The 15,865-nt window shown below is 74.0% G+C and carries 14 protein-coding genes; 9 read left to right on the top strand and 5 right to left on the bottom strand.

Annotated elements, in window-relative coordinates:
• Positions 1-66: 66 nt before the first annotated feature.
• A complete protein-coding gene (locus ACIQ9G_RS26270) occupies positions 67-780 on the bottom strand; it encodes a TetR/AcrR family transcriptional regulator C-terminal domain-containing protein (RefSeq protein ID WP_403614000.1) in 714 nt (237 codons plus the stop codon).
• Between the two features lie 64 nt (positions 781-844).
• On the opposite strand from ACIQ9G_RS26270, the gene ACIQ9G_RS26265 reads away from it, so the two are divergent.
• From ACIQ9G_RS26265 to ACIQ9G_RS26255, 3 genes are all read left to right on the top strand, one after another.
• Positions 845-1,813, top strand: a complete 969-nt coding sequence (locus tag ACIQ9G_RS26265; protein ID WP_403613997.1) for an ATP-binding cassette domain-containing protein — start codon at positions 845-847, stop codon at positions 1,811-1,813.
• Positions 1,810-2,592 (top strand): ABC transporter permease, encoded by a 783-nt coding sequence (locus tag ACIQ9G_RS26260; RefSeq protein WP_403613995.1) that lies wholly within the window; start codon positions 1,810-1,812, stop codon positions 2,590-2,592. The genes ACIQ9G_RS26265 and ACIQ9G_RS26260 overlap by 4 nt, the downstream gene beginning before the upstream one ends.
• Before the next feature lie 416 nt (positions 2,593-3,008).
• Positions 3,009-4,217: a CaiB/BaiF CoA transferase family protein gene (locus ACIQ9G_RS26255; protein ID WP_403613992.1), complete on the top strand. Its 1,209-nt coding sequence runs from the start codon at positions 3,009-3,011 to the stop codon at positions 4,215-4,217.
• A 61-nt stretch (positions 4,218-4,278) separates the two neighbouring features.
• On the opposite strand, the gene ACIQ9G_RS26250 is transcribed toward ACIQ9G_RS26255, so the two are convergent.
• The 3 genes from ACIQ9G_RS26250 to ACIQ9G_RS26240 all read right to left on the bottom strand — a co-directional run bounded on the left by ACIQ9G_RS26250 (position 4,279) and on the right by ACIQ9G_RS26240 (position 6,077).
• Positions 4,279-4,545 carry a hypothetical protein gene (locus ACIQ9G_RS26250; RefSeq protein ID WP_392193561.1) on the bottom strand — a complete coding sequence of 89 codons (267 nt, stop codon included), beginning with the start codon at positions 4,543-4,545 and terminating at the stop codon, positions 4,279-4,281.
• 115 nt (positions 4,546-4,660) lie between these two features.
• Positions 4,661-5,473 (bottom strand): anti-sigma factor domain-containing protein, encoded by an 813-nt coding sequence (locus ACIQ9G_RS26245; RefSeq protein ID WP_403613989.1) that lies wholly within the window; start codon positions 5,471-5,473, stop codon positions 4,661-4,663.
• A 61-nt stretch (positions 5,474-5,534) separates the two neighbouring features.
• On the bottom strand, positions 5,535-6,077 hold the full coding sequence (locus ACIQ9G_RS26240; protein WP_392193559.1) for a sigma-70 family RNA polymerase sigma factor: 543 nt from the start codon (positions 6,075-6,077) through the stop codon (positions 5,535-5,537).
• Positions 6,078-6,285: 208 nt separating this feature from the next.
• On the opposite strand from ACIQ9G_RS26240, the gene ACIQ9G_RS26235 reads away from it, so the two are divergent.
• The 4 genes from ACIQ9G_RS26235 to ACIQ9G_RS26220 all read left to right on the top strand — a co-directional run bounded on the left by ACIQ9G_RS26235 (position 6,286) and on the right by ACIQ9G_RS26220 (position 12,949).
• Positions 6,286-7,827, top strand: a complete 1,542-nt coding sequence (locus ACIQ9G_RS26235; protein ID WP_403613986.1) for a DUF4331 domain-containing protein — start codon at positions 6,286-6,288, stop codon at positions 7,825-7,827.
• Between the two features lie 128 nt (positions 7,828-7,955).
• Positions 7,956-9,647: a tetratricopeptide repeat protein gene (locus ACIQ9G_RS26230; RefSeq protein ID WP_403613983.1), complete on the top strand. Its 1,692-nt coding sequence runs from the start codon at positions 7,956-7,958 to the stop codon at positions 9,645-9,647.
• On the top strand, positions 9,644-11,266 hold the full coding sequence (locus ACIQ9G_RS26225) for a nickel transporter (RefSeq protein WP_403613980.1): 1,623 nt from the start codon (positions 9,644-9,646) through the stop codon (positions 11,264-11,266). Before ACIQ9G_RS26230 ends, ACIQ9G_RS26225 begins: the two co-directional genes overlap by 4 nt.
• Before the next feature lie 72 nt (positions 11,267-11,338).
• Entirely contained in the window at positions 11,339-12,949 is a 1,611-nt protein-coding gene (locus tag ACIQ9G_RS26220) for a serine/threonine-protein kinase (protein ID WP_403613978.1), read from the top strand.
• Between the two features lie 4 nt (positions 12,950-12,953).
• Here ACIQ9G_RS26220 and ACIQ9G_RS26215 read toward each other — a convergent pair whose 3' ends face one another.
• Positions 12,954-13,757 carry an SGNH/GDSL hydrolase family protein gene (locus tag ACIQ9G_RS26215; protein WP_403613976.1) on the bottom strand — a complete coding sequence of 268 codons (804 nt, stop codon included), beginning with the start codon at positions 13,755-13,757 and terminating at the stop codon, positions 12,954-12,956.
• Between the two features lie 309 nt (positions 13,758-14,066).
• Here ACIQ9G_RS26215 and ACIQ9G_RS26210 point away from each other — a divergent pair, with 309 nt between their 5' ends.
• Positions 14,067-14,492, top strand: coding sequence for a hypothetical protein (locus ACIQ9G_RS26210; protein ID WP_403613974.1), 426 nt, complete (start codon positions 14,067-14,069; stop codon positions 14,490-14,492).
• A gap of 1 nt (position 14,493) precedes the next feature.
• The gene (locus ACIQ9G_RS26205; RefSeq protein WP_403613972.1) at positions 14,494-15,588 is read left to right on the top strand and encodes a GNAT family N-acetyltransferase; all 1,095 of its coding nucleotides are present in this window, start codon (positions 14,494-14,496) and stop codon (positions 15,586-15,588) included.
• Positions 15,589-15,865: the final 277 nt, after the last annotated feature.

Here is a 15,865-nt window from a genome sequence, read left to right as displayed (position 1 = left end):
CGCGCCTCGGCCCGCGCCCGCGCCTCGGCCCGGGCCCGCGCATGGGCTCGGCCCCCCGGCTCCGCCTCAGCCCCGCGGCTCGAACCCGTCCAGGACCCGCGTCAGCGCCCGCTCGAACACCGCCTCCAGGTCGATCGGCCCCGCGTCCTCCTGGAAGGCCGCCGCCATGCGCGGATAGGCGCCGGTGGCGACCTGACCGCCCAGGTAGGCGATCCGCACCGCGGTCTCCTGCTCCTCCGACCAGGGCAGCGAGCGGGTGCGCTCGGCGGTGGCCAGCTCGTTGGACACGTACATCGTCACCACCGCGTTGAGCATGGCGACCAGTTCCATCTTGGTGCCGTAGGGCGCCTCCAGGGGGTCCAGGCAGGTCAGGCAGTGCTCCAGGTACCGCAGGGCGTGCGGGCTGAAGCCGTAGATCCCGGACATCAGACGGGGCAGCCAGGGGTGGCGCCGCATCAGGTCGCGGGTCTGGTGGCCGACCCGGACCATGTCGGCCCGCCAGTCCCCGGAGGGCTCCCACAGGTCGTGCTCGGCGCTGACGGCGTCCACCATCAGCTCGTACAGGTCCTCCTTGCGGGGGACGTAGTTGTACAGCGACATCGTGCCGCAGCCCAGTTCGGCGGCGACGTGCCGCATGGACACCGCGTCCAGCCCGCCGGCGTCGGCGATGCGCACCGCGGCGGCCGCGATGTCGGCCCGGCTGTACGCCGGCTTCGGACCCCGTCCCGTCCGCTCGGGACGGGCCCAGATCACTTCGGGTACGGCCGCTCGGCCAGCCATCGATCATCACCTCGCCCCACCATCGTAGTTACGTACACCGTACGTAGTGCGCTATGGTCGGGACATGACTTCTACGTACGCTGTACTTAGTGAAGGCCTGGAGAAGCGGTTCGGTGAGGTCCGTGCCGTGCGCGGGCTGGACCTCGCCGTGGCCGAGGGGACCGTCTGCGGTGTGCTCGGACCGAACGGCGCGGGCAAGACCACGGCGGTGCGGCTGCTGACCACGCTGCTGCGGCCGGACGCGGGGTCGGCGCGGATCGCGGGACACGACCTGGTGCGCGAGGCGGCCGCCGTGCGGCGCCGCATCGGCGTCACGGGGCAGTCCGCGTCGGTGGACGGGGACCTCACCGGGCGGCAGAACCTGCGGCTGTTCGCCCGGCTCCACCGGGTCCGGGACCCGCGGGCCCGGGCCGGGGAGCTGCTGGACCGGTTCGGCCTGGCCGACGCCGCCGACCGGCCGGCGTCCACCTACTCGGGCGGGATGCGGCGCCGCCTGGACCTCGCGGCCAGCCTGATCCGCCGCCCGGACGTGCTGTTCCTGGACGAACCGACCACCGGGCTCGACCCGGCCAGCCGCACCAGCGTCTGGGACGCCGTGGGCGAGCTGAAGCGGCGGGGCACCACGGTGCTGCTGACCACGCAGTACCTGGAGGAGGCCGACCGGCTCGCCGACGAGATCGCCCTGGTGGACCGCGGCCGGGTCGCGCACACCGGATCGCCGGCCGAACTCAAGGCGCTCATCGGCGCGCACGCGGAGGTCGTCGTCGCGCACACCGACACGATGACGCGGGCGGCGGCCGTCCTGGACCGGCTCACCGGCGCCGAGCCGGTCTTCGACCACGACCGGCGGGCCGTGGGAGCGGTCTCCACCGATCCGACCCTCACCCTGCCCCGCCTGGTCCGCGAACTCGACGCGGCGGGCGTGCCGTTGCTGGACGCGAGCCTGCGGCCGCCGACCCTCGACGACGTCTTCCTCCGGCTGACCGGAGAGTCCCCCGACCCCTCCACCGACCCCCAGGAGCTCGTGGCATGAACGCGTTGACGTACGACGGCACGGCGATGACGGTCCGGCAGCTGCGCCGGGTCCGCAACAACCCGGGACTGGCGATCCTCTCCCAGCTGATGCCGATCAACATGCTGCTGTTCTTCGGCTACGTCTTCGGCAGCGCGCTGGCGATGCCCGGCCGGGAGTACCGCTCCTTCCTGGTGCCGGGGCTGCTGGTGGCGACCGCCGCGGGCGGGGTCATGACCGGGATGTTCCAGGCGGCCCAGGACACGCACCGGGGCGTGATGGACCGCTTCCGCACGATGCCGGTGAGCCGGGCGGCGGTGCCGCTCGGGCAGGTCGTGGCGGATCTGGTGGTCACGGCCGTCGGGACGGTGCCGCTGCTGCTGGTGGGCCTCGCGGTGGGCTGGCGGGTCGAGGGCTCGGCGCCGGCCACGCTGGGCGCGGTGGGCCTGCTGCTGCTGTTCCGGCTCGCGTGCACCTGGGTCGGTGTCTTCCTCGGGCTGCTCACCCGCAGCGAGGAGGCCGCCGGGCAGCTCGGCGCCTCGACCTTCCTGCTGCCGCTGCTGTCCAACGCCTACATTCCCACCGACAACCTCGCGGGCTGGCTGCGCACCCTCGCCGAATGGAACCCGATCAGCGCGGTGACCACGGCCCTGCGGACCCTCTTCGGCAACGCGCCCGTCCCCGAGGGCGCCGCCTGGCCGGTCGCCCACCCCGTCGCCGGCTCCCTGGCCTGGTGCGCCGTCCTGATCACGGTCTTCGCCCCGCTCGCCGTACGCCGCTACACCCACGGGGAGCGCTGACCGAGCCCGGGCCCACCACCCGCAGGCGCGGCCACGGCCGGGCGCCGGACCGAGGTCGACCGCCGCCGGGGCCGGGCAGCACCACCGCCACCGCCCGGCATCGCCTGCCCGGACACCGCCTCCAGGACCCGCACGGACACGGCACCACGGCCGGACACCGGACCGAGGACGACCGCCGCCGGGGGCCGAACGGAGGTCGACCGCCGCCGGGGGCCGGACCGAGGACGACCGCCGCCGGGCGCAGGGCGGACGCAGGGCGGGCCGCTTCGACCGGCGGGCGCGACGTGGAGCGCCCGCGCGGGCCCCACCGCCGGGGCACCGCCCGCCATGCCCGCTCGCCGGAGCCGGCCGCCGGCGGGCGCCCGGGCGGACCGGCCCGCGAAGGCGGCTGCTGACAAAGGTGGTGTCCGCGGGTCATGATCCGGGGCATGGAGCAACTCCCCCTGCCCCTGGAGGGCATCACCGTCGTCGCCGTCGAGCAGGCCGTCTCGGCCCCCTTCGCGACCCGGCAGCTCGCCGACCTCGGCGCCCGGGTCGTCAAGGTCGAGCGGCTCGACGGCGGCGACTTCGCGCGCGGGTACGACACCGCCGCCGGCGGGCTCGCCTCGCACTTCGTGTGGTGCAACCGCGGCAAGGAGTCGATCGCGCTGGACCTCAAGGACCCCCGGGGACTGGCGGCCCTGCGGCGGCTGGTGGCGGACGCGGACGTGTTCGTGCAGAACCTCGCGCAGGGGGCGGCGGCCCGGCTCGGGCTGGACGCGGCCACGCTGTGCGCCGCCCACCCGCGGCTGATCGCCGTCGACATCTCGGGCTACGGCTCGGCGGGGCCGTACGCGGACAAGCGGGCGTACGACATGCTCGTGCAGTGCGAGGCGGGGCTGGTGTCGGTGACGGGCACGCCGGAGCAGCCGGTGAAGGCGGGGATCCCGGCGGCGGACATCGCGGCGGCCATGTACGCCTTCTCGGGCGTCCTGGCGGCCCTGGTGCGGCGCGGCACGACCGGGCGCGGCGGTCCGGTGGAGGTGTCGATGCTGGAGGCGCTCACGGAGTGGATGGGGCACCCGCTGCACCACGCGATGCACGGCGGCGCCGCTCCCGCGCGCACCGGGCTCGCGCACACGGTCATCGCGCCGTACGACGCCTACCCGACGGCGGACGGCGGACGGGTGCTGCTGTCGGTGCAGAACGACCGGGAGTGGCGGCGGCTGGCCGAACAGGTGCTGGAGCGGCCCGACTTGGGCACGGACCCGGCGTTCGCGACGAACGCGGCGCGGGTGGCGCACCGGGAGCGCACCGACGACCTGGTCGCGAAGGCGCTGGGCGCGCTGGACGCCGACGAGGCGCTGGCCCGGCTGGAGGGCGCGGGCATCGCGTGCGCACGTCTGAGGGACCTGCACGAGGTGGCTGAGCATCCGCAGCTGGCGGCCCGGGAGCGGTGGCGGGAGGTGGGGACGCCGGTCGGGCCGCTGCGGGCTCTGCTGCCGCCGATCACACTGCCGGGCGCGGCGGAGCCGCGGATGGGGGACGTGCCCGCGCTCGGACAGCACACCGAGGCGCTGCTGCGTGCCGTGGGGATGACGGACGACGAGATCGCAGCGTTGCGCCGGGACGGTGTGGCGGCCTGAACGCGGGCCCTGGAGGAACGCGGGTCCTCGGGGAGACGGCCCGGAGGGACGCCGGTGGCGCTCAGCGGCCGCCGAACAGCGAGCGGCGCAGCCGGCGCAGCGGCGCGAACAGCGACACCCGGCGGACCCGTGCCCCCCTGCCCGTACGGTCGTGCGCGCCTCGCGCGGTCAGCTCGCGCATCAGCGAGGTCGCCTCGGCCGTCTCGCGCTGCGGGACGGCGGGGCCGGCCAGCACCGAGAGATGGCGGTCGAGGCGCGAGCTGGTCGCGCTGCTCCCGCACGTGATCGCAGGGACCCTCGCCCTGCTGCGCACAGTTATCTGCTCCATGTCACTCCCCACCCGTACGAGTCCACCCGGCCCGGGCAGAGTAACTCTATCGCCCCGTTGCGGCACTCGTGTATCGCGGTCACAGGATTCACCTACCCCGTAAGGGTGTTGACGACTACCCTCCGAATCCGACCGCTTTCAAGGCGAGTTGAACAATTGGCTGCGTAGTCGGCCGTTCTGAGCCCCCGTTCGGTTCGACGGTCACGGCGAGTGACGTGGACGCCGGAGTGAGCCCGGCGGCGACCAAGGGCGTGTCGGCCTCGAAGAGCCCGAGGGAGCGCGGTTGTGCGCCGGGGCGCATGAGCCACAGCTGCCGCACCCGGCCGCTCGGCGCGCGGCCGTATCCGCTCAGGGTGACGACGGCCCGCCCCTCCGATGCGGAAGCGATCACTCCGATACTGCCGCCCCGCGTGTCCCGGCCGGTGGCGGCCCGCGCGTCGGAGGCACCGAGAACGTGGGCGATCTCACGTGCCCGGTCCCGCTCCGCCTCCACCTGGTCCTGCGCCTTGCGCGCCTGCACCGCGAAGAGCGCGGCCACCACGAGCGCCGCGGCGGCGGTCACGGTGGCGAACGGAACGAGCAGGAGGCGCGGCCGGGGCGCACGGGTGCGCGCGGGCGGCGGCTGCGTGCCCCAGACGTGCGGCGGCAGTTGGGGTGTGTGGCCGCGGGCCGGGGCAGGCTCCTGCGGAGTGGTGCGCACGGCGGCCAGCACCCTCGCGCGCAGCGCGGCCGGTGCCGGGGCCGCCGCGGAGCAGGCCAGGCGCACCGCGTCCTCGGACAGCGCCCGGACCTCGGCGGCGCAGGGGTCGCAGTCCTTCATGTGCTTCTCGAATCGGAGGCGTTCGGCGGGCTCCAGCGCGTCGAGGGCGTAGGGGGCGGCGAGGGAGTGCAGGTCCTCGCGGCGGAACAGGCGGCCGAGCAGGCTCATGCCGCACCTCCTCGGTGCTCGCCCGCGCGGTGCGCGGGCCACGGGCGGCGGTCCGGGGCGCTCATGCCGCACCTCCCAGGCACTCACGCATCCGGGTGAGCCCGTCGCGCATCCTCGTCTTGACCGTGCCCAGCGGCAGCGAGAGCCGCTCGGCCACCTCACGGTAGGTGTAGCCGTCGTAGTAGGCGAGGGTGAGGGACTGCCGCTGGAGGGCGGTCAGCCGGTCCAGGCAGCGCCGTACCCACTGCCGCTCCAGCCCGGCCTCGACCTCCTCGGCGACCTGGTCGAAGGCGGGCGAGGCGGCGCGCAGGGCCTCGCGCTGATCGCGTTCGCCGGCGGCGCGGGCGCTGCGCACCCGGTCGACGGCGCGCCGGTGGGCGAGGGTGAGCACCCACGACAGGGCGCTGCCGCGTCCGGGGTCGAACCGCCGGGCGGAGCGCCAGAGTTCGAGCAGCACCTCCTGGGCCACCTCCTCGGACTGCGCGGGGTCGCGCACCACCCGCCGCACCAGCCCGTACACGGGCCCGGACACCAGGCCGTAGAGCTCCTCGAATGCCTTCTGGTCGCCCCCTGCGACGAGCACCAGAAGTTCGTCCGCCTCCACTCCCGTCCCCCTCTCCGCCGGCCGCCGCGGGCCGTTCCGTCAGGCGAGGCGCCCGCCGTGCGCACGCCTCCTGACGGTGTTACGGATCAGCGGGCCGAAAACGCGGGTCGAGCAGGCGGAAAGAAAAATCTGCGGGCCGACCAATCCGCCCCCGAGGGGTCTCCGAATGCCCGGTCGACAGGCAAGTCGGCACTGAGGACGGAACGGCATGACACCTATTTCCAGTCTCTGGGGCGGTCCGGGGCGCAGGGGCCTGGCCGGCCTCGTCTGCGCGGCGCTGGCCGCCGGGGGGCTCACGGCCGTCGGCGTGGCCACGCTGGAACCGGGGGCGGCCTCTGCCTCCAGCCACCGGGAGGCCCCGCTCATCTCGGGCACCCCGCAGTACGACAACACGGACGTGTACGCGTTCGTCAGCCCGGACAAGCCCGACACCACGACCATCGTGGCGAACTGGATACCGTTCGAGGAGCCGGCCGGCGGACCGAACTTCTACACCTTCGCGGACGACGCGCAGTACGACCTGCACGTCGACAACAACGGCGACGCGCAGAGCGAGCTGATCTTCCGCTACACGTTCAAGACGCACGTCAAGAACAAGAACACCTTCCTCTACAACACGGGTCCGGTGAAGAGCCTCGACGACCCGAACCTCAACGTCACGCAGACGTACGACATCGACCTCATCAAGCTGCGCCACCAGAAGCTGGTCTCCAAGACGCGCCTCGCGGACAACGTGCCGGTCGCCCCGTCGAACGTCGGCAAGGCGTCGATGCCCGACTACGGCAAGCTGCGCGACCAGGCGATCCACAAGACGGCCGGCGGCGCGGCGACCTTCGCCGGGCAGGCCGACGACCCCTTCTTCCTCGACCTGCGCGTCTTCGACCTGCTGTACGGCGGCAACCTCTCCGAGGTGGGCCGGGACACGCTCAAGGGCTACAACGTCAACTCGATCGCCCTGCAGGTGCCCAACGACCTGATCCGCGAGTCGGCCGGGCAGCCGGTGGTGGGCATCTGGTCGACCACCCAGCGCAAGAACGCCCGCGGCGGCTGGACCCAGGTATCGCGCCTCGGCAACCCGCTGGTCAACGAGGTCGTCAACCCGCAGAAGGACAAGGACAAGTTCAACGCGTCCGCGCCCTGGGACGACGCGCAGTTCCTGAAGAACGTCACCAACCCCGAACTGCCCAAGCTGATCGAGCAGATCTACAAGATCAAGGCGCCCGCCGAGCCGCGCAACGACCTGGTGGACGTCTTCCTCAAGGGCGTGAAGGGCCTCAACCAGCCGCCGCACGTGAAGCCGTCGGAGGAGCTGCGCCTGAACACCTCCGTCAAGCCGAGCGCGCACCCGAAGCGGCTGGGCGTCCTCGACGGCGACAACGCGGGCTTCCCCAACGGCCGCCGGCTCACCGACGACGTGATCGACGAGGCGCTGCAGGTGATGGAGGGCGAACTGGTCGGCTCCAAGAACGACCTGGGCGACGCGGTCGACGCCAACGACAAGAAGTTCGAGAAGTACTTCCCCTACGTGGCCCAGCCGACGTCCGGTTCGCGCGGGCAGCTCGCCAAGGGCACGACCAGCGGGACCGACGTACGCAGTCAGCTCGGCGACGCGCTGCGGCCGGCGGGCGCGTCCTCCGGCTCCGGCGACACCGTCCTGATCGCCTCCTCGGCGGCCTCGGGCGCGGCCGGGATCCTGCTCCTCGGCACGGCTCTGGCGTGGTGGCGCCGCCGGATGCGCCGGCCGTACTGACCCGCCGGCCCCACGACTGGCGCGGCCCGCGCTCACCCCATCCCCCACGGCGCGGGCCGCGCCGCCCCACGCGACGACTTCGTCCACCACCGAGCACATCGCACCACCCAGGCGACCGAGGAGAGGGCATGGCCCCGCGGAGCAACGACAACGCGCCGGACAACGGCCCGGGCGACCACCCCGCCGAACCGCCCACCGGAAAGCCCGCCGGAAAGCCCGTCGAACCGCCGGCCCGGCCCCCCGTGACAGCGGCCACCGGCACGGTGGACGCGGCGGAGGAGCCCGTCGGGGGTGAATCGCGGGTCGCCACGGTGGACGCGGCGGAACCCGCCGGCTGCGGCGGCACGCGGATCACCACGATGGACGCGGCAACGGAACCCGCCGGCTGCGGCGGCACGCGGATCACCGCCGTGGACACGGCAGAGGAACCCGCTCACGGCGATGACACGCGGGTCGCCGCCGTGCGTCGGGTCGCGGCGGCCGGACGGCGGTGGCGGGCGGCGCGGCTCGCCGGCTCCTCGCTGCTGCTGGCCGTGGCGCTCACCGGCGGGGCGATCGCCGTGGGGGCCGCCCGGGACCAGGGAGGCGTGTCCGCGGTCTCCGCGGCCCCCGCCGTGTCGCCCGAACTGCTCGCCGGCGGCGGCCTCGACGCGAGCGTCCTCTCGCTCCAGGCCCATCTGCGCGGGCAGCCCCGGGACCACGACGGCTGGGCCACCCTCGGACTCGCCTACGTCGAGCAGGCGCGCACCAAGGGCGACCCGGCACGCTACCCGCGGGCCGAGCAGGCGCTGGCCCGCTCGCTGGAGCTGGCGCCCGGCAACGACCGGGCGCTGGCGGGCCGCGCCGCGCTCGCCGCCGCCCGGCACGACTTCAAGGACGCCCTGGCCTACGCGGACCGGGCGCTGCGGCAGAACCCCTACAGCGAGCGCGCCCTGTCCTCGCGCATCGACGCCCTGGTGGAACTCGGCCGGTACGGCGAGGCGGCGCGCGCCGCCGACACGGCCGACGCCCGGCGCCCCGGCATCCCGGTCTTCACGCGCTACGCCTACGTACGCGAACTGCGCGGCGACGTCACCACCGCCCGCCGCGTCCTCACCCAGGCCCTCGACTCCGCCACCTCCCCGGGCGACGTCGCGTACGTCGCCACGCAACTCGGCCAGCTCGCCTGGAACCAGGGCGACTACCGGACCGCCCTGCGCCAGTACGCGCGGGCGCTGGCCGCCGACGACGCCTGCCTCCCCGCCCTGGAGGGCCGCGCCCGGGCCCGGGCCGCGAGCGGTGACCGCGCGGGCGCCCTCAAGGACATGGAGGCCGTCGTCGCCCGCTACCCGCTGCCCGGCCCGCTCGTCGCACTCGGCGAGCTGTACGAGGCCCGCGGGGCCGCCGGCGACCGGAAGCGGGCACGCGCGCAGTACGCCCTCGTCGACGCCTGGATCGCGCTGGCCCGCGCGGGCGGCGTCAACGCCGACCTGGACACCGCGCTCGCCGCCGCCGACCACGGCGACGCCAGGGCCGCCCTGCGCGCGGCCCGCGCCGAATGGGCCCGACGCCACACCGTGCACACCGCGGACGCCCTCGCCTGGGCCCTGCACGTCAACGGCCGCGACCAGGAGGCACTCCCCTACGCCCGGCAGGCGGCGGCCATCGGCTACCGCAACGCCGCCTTCCTCTACCACCGCGGCATGATCGAGCGCGCCACCGGCCACCCGGAGGACGCCCGCACCCACCTGGCCGCCGCGCTGAGGCTGAACCCCGGCTTCTCCCCGCTGGGCGCCCGCACGGCCCGTACGGCCCTGAAGTCCCTGGAGGCGGCCCGATGAGGCCCCGCCGTGTACTCGCCTCCGCCGCGGCCGTGTTCACGGCCGCCTGCGCCCTGGTCGTCGTGCTCTCCGCCGCCGCGAGCGCGCATCCCCTCGGCAACTTCACCGTCAACCGCTACGACGGCCTGGTCGCCGCCCCCGGCCTGCTGCGCGTCGACCACGTCGAGGACCTCGCGGAGATCCCGGCGACCCAGGCCGGCCCCGACATCGAGCGGCTCGGCGCGGCCGCGTGGGCCCGGCAGCGGTGCGAGCGGGCCGCGCGGGGCAGCCGGCTCACCGTCGAGGGGCGGACGTCCGCGCTCGCCGTCCGCGGCAGCCACGCGCGGACGCGTCCCGGCCAGGCGGGCCTGCACACCCTCCGGGTCGAGTGCGCGCTGACGGCGACGCTGCCGAAGCACGGCACGGTCACCGTGGGCTTCCGCAGCGCGGGAGCGTCCTCCGGGCCCGGCTGGCGGGAGATCACGGCCGCCGGCGACCGTACGACACTCACCGCGTCCGACGTGCCGAAGACCTCCGCCTCGCACGAACTGACCAGCTATCCGAAGGAGTTGCTCTCCTCCCCCGCGGACACCTCCACCGCCTTCCTGCGCGTGCGCCCCGGCGGCCCCGCCCTCGTCGAGGACCGGTCGGACGCGCCCGCCGCCTCCGTCCTCCCGCGCGGCGCCGACCGCTGGACCCGCGCCCTGGACGACCTGGTCGCCCGCCACGACCTCACCCTCGGCTTCGCCTCCCTCGCCCTGGTGATCGCGGTCGCTCTGGGCGCCCTGCACGCCCTGGCACCGGGCCACGGCAAGACCCTGATGGCGGCCACGGCGGCGGCACGCGGCGGGCGCGCCCGCCTCGGGGACGTCCTGCCGCTGGCCGCGTCGGTGACGGTCACCCACACCCTCGGCGTGGTCGCCCTGGGCCTCCTGGTCACCGCGGGCTCGGCCGCCGCGCCCTCGGTGATCGCCTGGCTGGGTCTCGCCAGCGGCGTCCTGGTGACCGTCGCCGGCGCGAGCCTCGTACGCCGTGCCTGGCGCAACCGCGCGCACGGCCACGGGCACTCCCACGAACACAATCCCGGTCACCCGCACGGGCACTCCCACGAACACGGTCACACCCACGGGCCCTCCCACGAGCACGCGCACGACGACAGGCACGACCACGCCCAGGACCCGGCACACGCGCACGACCCCACACACGACCAAGGGCCCGAGCCCGGGCACAACCACCCCCACCCCGCCGCCGTCGCCCACATCCACGGCGGCGTCACCCACACCCACCCCACCGCCCCCACCCTCCGCGGGACGCTCCTGCTCGGCTTCGCCGGCGGGCTGGTGCCCAGTCCCTCGGCCGTGGTCGTCCTGGTGGGCGCCGCCGCCCTGGGGCAGGCCTGGTTCGGGCTGCTGCTCGTGGTCGCCTACGGTGTCGGGCTCGCCCTGACCCTCACCGCCGCCGGGTTCGCCGTCGTCCGGCTGGGCAGCGGGGTGTCCCGGGTGCTGGACCGGCGCCCCCGCTGGACCGCGGGCCCGCTGGCGGCCTTGGTGCGCAGGACCGCGCCGCTGGGTTCGGCCTGCGTCGTCCTGGCCCTCGGTGCCGGATTGGTGCTCAGGGGGGCGGCATCCGCACTGGGCTGAGCTACTTTTGGGGAGAAATCACGCGAGTCACGTCGAGTGGAGACATCGCCGGGAAGCGAATGGGGGGCGCCGGTGTCCGAAGAACCGGGTCGTGAGCGTGTGATCGCGGGCCGCTACCGTCTCCTGTCCCCGCTCGGCGAGGGCGGCATGGGAACCGTGTGGCGCGCCCGCGACGAGGTGCTGCACCGCGAGGTCGCGGTCAAGGAGGTGCGCGCGCCGGCGGGCCTGCCGGCCGCCGACGTGGAGCGGATGTACGCGCGGCTGGAGCGCGAGGCGTGGGCGGCCGCCCGGGTCTCGAACCGCAATGTGGTCACGGTGTACGACGTGGCCACCGACGGCGGCCGCCCGTGGATCGTCATGGAGTTGGTCCGCGGCCTGTCGCTGGCCGACCTGCTGGAGGCCGAGGGCCCGGTCAGCCCGCAGCGCGCCGCGCACATCGGCGCCGAGGTGCTGTCGGCGCTGCGCGCCGCGCACGCCGCCGGGGTGCTGCACCGCGACGTGAAACCGGCCAACGTGCTGCTGGCGAACGACGGCCGGGTGGTGCTCACCGACTTCGGCATCGCCACGGTCGAGGGCAGTTCGGCGCTGACGATGACCGGCGAGGTGATCGGCTCCCCGGAGTTCCTGGCCCCGGAGCGGGCGCTGGGCCGCACCCCGGGCCCGGAGTCGGACCTGTGGTCGCTCGGGGTGCTGCTGTACGCGGCCGTCGAGGGCAACTCGCCGTTCCGGCAGGACACCCCGCTGAGCACGCTGCGCGCGGTCGTCGACGAGGAACTGCCGCCCGCGCGCCGGGCCGGTCCCCTCGCGCCGGTCATCGAGGGACTGCTCCGCAAGGACCCGGCCGAGCGGCTGCCGGCCGAGCGGGCCGAGCGGGACCTGCGCCTCGTCGGGGCGGGCGGCACACCACGGGCGGACGTCGCCCCGGCGGCCGCGTACGCACCCACGGTCGCCACCGTGCGGGAGGAACGCTCGCCGACCCCGCCACTGCCGCTCCCGCCGGCCGGGACCGGGCCCACCCGGGCCGCGGCGGCAACCCGCGAGCGCCCGGACGGCGACCGCCGTACGTCCCTGGTGCTGATCGCGGGGCTGGCCGCCCTCGCGCTGGCCCTCGCCGGGCTGACGTACGCGCTGCTCGACCGGGGTGGCGGAGGGAAGGGGAAGGACGGCGCGGGCACCACCAGCAGCAGCCGGGCCGGGGTGACGCCGTCGCCGACGCCGAGCGACGACCACACCCGCGACGGCGGCGGTACGAGCGCCTCCCCGAGCGGCGGCTCGTCCCACTCCGCTCCGCCGCAGTCGGTGACGGTCACGCTGACGGGGACGCACACGGCGTATTCCGGGGGGTGCCCCCCGCCGCGTGCGGGGGCGCCGTCCTTCACGGCGACGTTCACGGTGGGCCGGCTGCCCGCGGAGGTCTCCTACCGCTGGGTGCTGCGCGACGGCGAGGTCTCCGACCCCGGTTGGAAGACGCTGTCGTTCCCGGCGGGCGGGGGGAGGTCCCGGCAGGACACGGTGGCCGTCACGACGTACTCGGAGGGCGGGACGTACCACGACGCGATCGGTGTCGAGGTGCGGGCGCCGGTGCGCACCGCCTCGGACACGGTGCCGTTCTCGGTGACGTGCGTGACGGAGACCCCGACGGGCGGGGCCTCCGCTTCGCCAACGGTCTCGGCCTCCCCGTGACGGGTCAGGCCGCGTTGGTGAGCACCGGCAGGTAGCCGCCGGACTGGCCGGCCGCGGTGGGGTGGTACGACTCGCCGATGTTGAGCCAGTTGACGCTGTGCAGCCAGGAGCTGCCGGAGCAGATCTCGTGGCCGGTGAAGGTCGTGCGGACGTCGCCGAAGACGAAGCCGTGGTTCGCGACGACCTTGGCGATGGCGGCGTCGAGGTGGTCGGCCGCGTCGTTGATGGCGGACCGCTTGGTCTCGGACAGGCCGAGGCAGTAGGTGCCGAGCTTGTAGAAGCGGGGATAGCCGAGTACGACCACCCGGGCGGACGGGGCCTTGGAGCGGATCGTCGAGTAGACGTTGTCGAGCTTGCCGGGCAGCGTCGTGTCGACGTAGGCCATGGCGGTGTTGATACGGGAGATGCAGGTGCTGTCGGACGACGTCACACAGGTCGTCATGACGTCGGCGAATCCCGCGTCGTTGCCGCCGATGGTGAGGGAGACCAGGGCGGTGGAGGAGCTGAGCGGGCCGAGCTGGTTGGCCAGGACGTCGTCCGTGGTGGCGCCCGAGCAGGCGGTGAAGTCGAACGACGACGGTGTGTGCGCCGCGTTCCAGAGATAGGGGTACGCCTTGGTGCTGCGGTCGCAGCTGCCGCTGGAGCTGATGTAGCTGCCGGCTCCGACCCCCGAGGAGTAGGAGTCGCCGAGGGCCACGTAGCCACCGGCGGCCAGTTCGGATGCCTGCGCCGACGCGGCCCCGGTGAGTGCGATACCGGCGGCCAGGAGGAGGGAACTGACGTATGCGGTAAGTCGGGAACGTCTCATGGAACCTCCCTTTAGCAGGATCTCTGCCACAACTTTGGTAGCAGCTACGCGTGTTGACTGGAAGTGTCCATGCCAAAACTTTTTTGCCGCTCAACAGAATTCATGGAGGCGTCAACAACCCCGCTCCTGACGCACACTCAGACACATCACCCGAACGGATGCGGCCTGGAAAAGGGCACACCACCACCCCGAACGCATGTTTAAAACCGGGCGTGAAGCGCCGCCGACGGCTTCGGCGTCTTGACGGCCGCCACGGGGCTGCGCGACATTGAAGCCCGGCATCCGGCGCTTCGGGGGGCAAAGTCGCCAATGCAGACCATACGTATCAAGACAGCTTCAACGGACGGCGCACCACGGGCACGGCCGGGGCCGGGGAGGGACCTGACGCCGCTGCTCGCGGGCGCCGCGACCGCGGTCGCCGGGGCGGGCGCGCTGCTGGCGCTCACCGACTCCGCGTCCGTGCTGCGCGGTCCCCTCACGCTGTTCTTCCTGCTGGCGGCGCCGGCCGCCGCCGTCGCGGCCGCCCTGCGCGGGCTGGATCCTTTCGGCCGCGTGCTCGCCTCGGTGGCGGGCGCGGTCGTCCTCGACATGCTGGTGGCCCAGGGGATGCTGGCCGTGCACCGCTGGTCCGTGCGCGGCGGCGTCGTCGCGGTGGCCGTCCTCAGCTCCCTCGTTCTCCTGCTGGCCACGGTGCGGCGGTCGCGCGGCCGCACGGCGAGAAGACAGGGCCTCTGACGTGGACATCAGCGTGTACCGCCCCGGCGAGTTGAGCGCCGCCGACCGGGCGGCCTGGACAGCGATGCAGTCCAAGGCCCATCTGCACGGCTCCGAGGGGCTGGCGAATCCCTTCCTGTCCCCGGAGTTCGCGCTCGCGGTGGGCCGGTGCAGACGCGGGGTGCGGATCGCGGTGGTGCGCGAGGACGCCGAGCCGGCCGCGTTCTTCCCGTTCCAGAGATCCGCCGCCGGAGTCGGCCGCGCGGTCGGCATCGGCGTGTCCGACTGCCAGGGCCTGGTGCACCGCCCCGGCTTCACCTGGGACGCCCGGGACCTGCTGCGGGCCTGCGGACTCGCCGTCTGGGAGTTCGACCACCTGGTGGCGGGCCAGGAGCCGTTCGAGGCCGGAGCCTCCGGCACCTTCCCCTCCCCGGTCATGGACGTCGACCAGGGCTACGACACCTATCTGCGCGAGCTGCGCGCCCGGTCGCCCAAGTTCACCCGGACCACGCTCGCCAAGGAGCGCAGACTCGGCCGGGACGCGGGCCCGGTGACCTACGTCCACGACGAGCGCGACCCGGCCGCGCTGCGCACGCTGATGGCCTGGAAGTCCGCGCAGTACCGCCGCACCGGGCGCAGCGACCGCTTCGCCCACGAATGGATCACCCGGCTGGTCACCCGGCTCTTCCACACCCGCTCGGACCCCTTCGCGGGGATCCTCTCGGTGCTGTATGCCGACGGCAGGCCGGTCGCCGCCCACTTCGGGCTGCGCACCGAGCGGGTGCTGGCGTGCTGGTTCCCGGCGTACGACCCCGCGTACGCCAAGTACTCCCCCGGGCTCGTCCTGCACCTGCGCATGGCCGAGGCGGCCGCCGCCGACGGCATCGCCCATCTCGATCTCGGCCGGGGCCAGAAGGAGTACAAGGACTCCCTGAAGACACGTGAACTCCTGGTGTCCGAAGGGTGGGTGACACGACGTCATCCAATAGCGGTCGGGCACCGGGCGCGCCGCGCCCCGGTCCGGGCGCTGCGCAACATGGTGCTGTCCCGGCCGGAGCTGTTCGAGCCGGCGGACAGAATTCTCAAACGGATGGGAAAAATCCGTTCGAATCAATGAGTCATGCAGGACCAAATCTGCGTAATGGCCAAACCAACAAAAACGTGAGATCTCGTTGCAGGTCTTGCCATACAGGTTCAATCGTCAATACCGTCGTACATCTCACCCGCACCGGTCCGTCATTACGCGGCTCAAGGGGAGGGCTCAGGGACCGCGGCGTTCCGGCGCGGGGCGCGGTAGGGGGGTGCCGTGCTCGGTGACCGCACAGGTGACCGGGCCGTGCCGCGCGACCGGCTGCCATTTTTCGACCGGCCGGCCAGCTTTGCCAGCTCACCTG

Origin of the sequence: Streptomyces sp. NPDC096152, from assembly GCF_044763235.1 — a bacterium.
In the GTDB taxonomy this organism is placed as follows: domain Bacteria; phylum Actinomycetota; class Actinomycetes; order Streptomycetales; family Streptomycetaceae; genus Streptomyces.
Note: the sequence above shows the minus strand (reverse complement) of the source record. Positions and strands in the feature narration are given on the sequence as shown.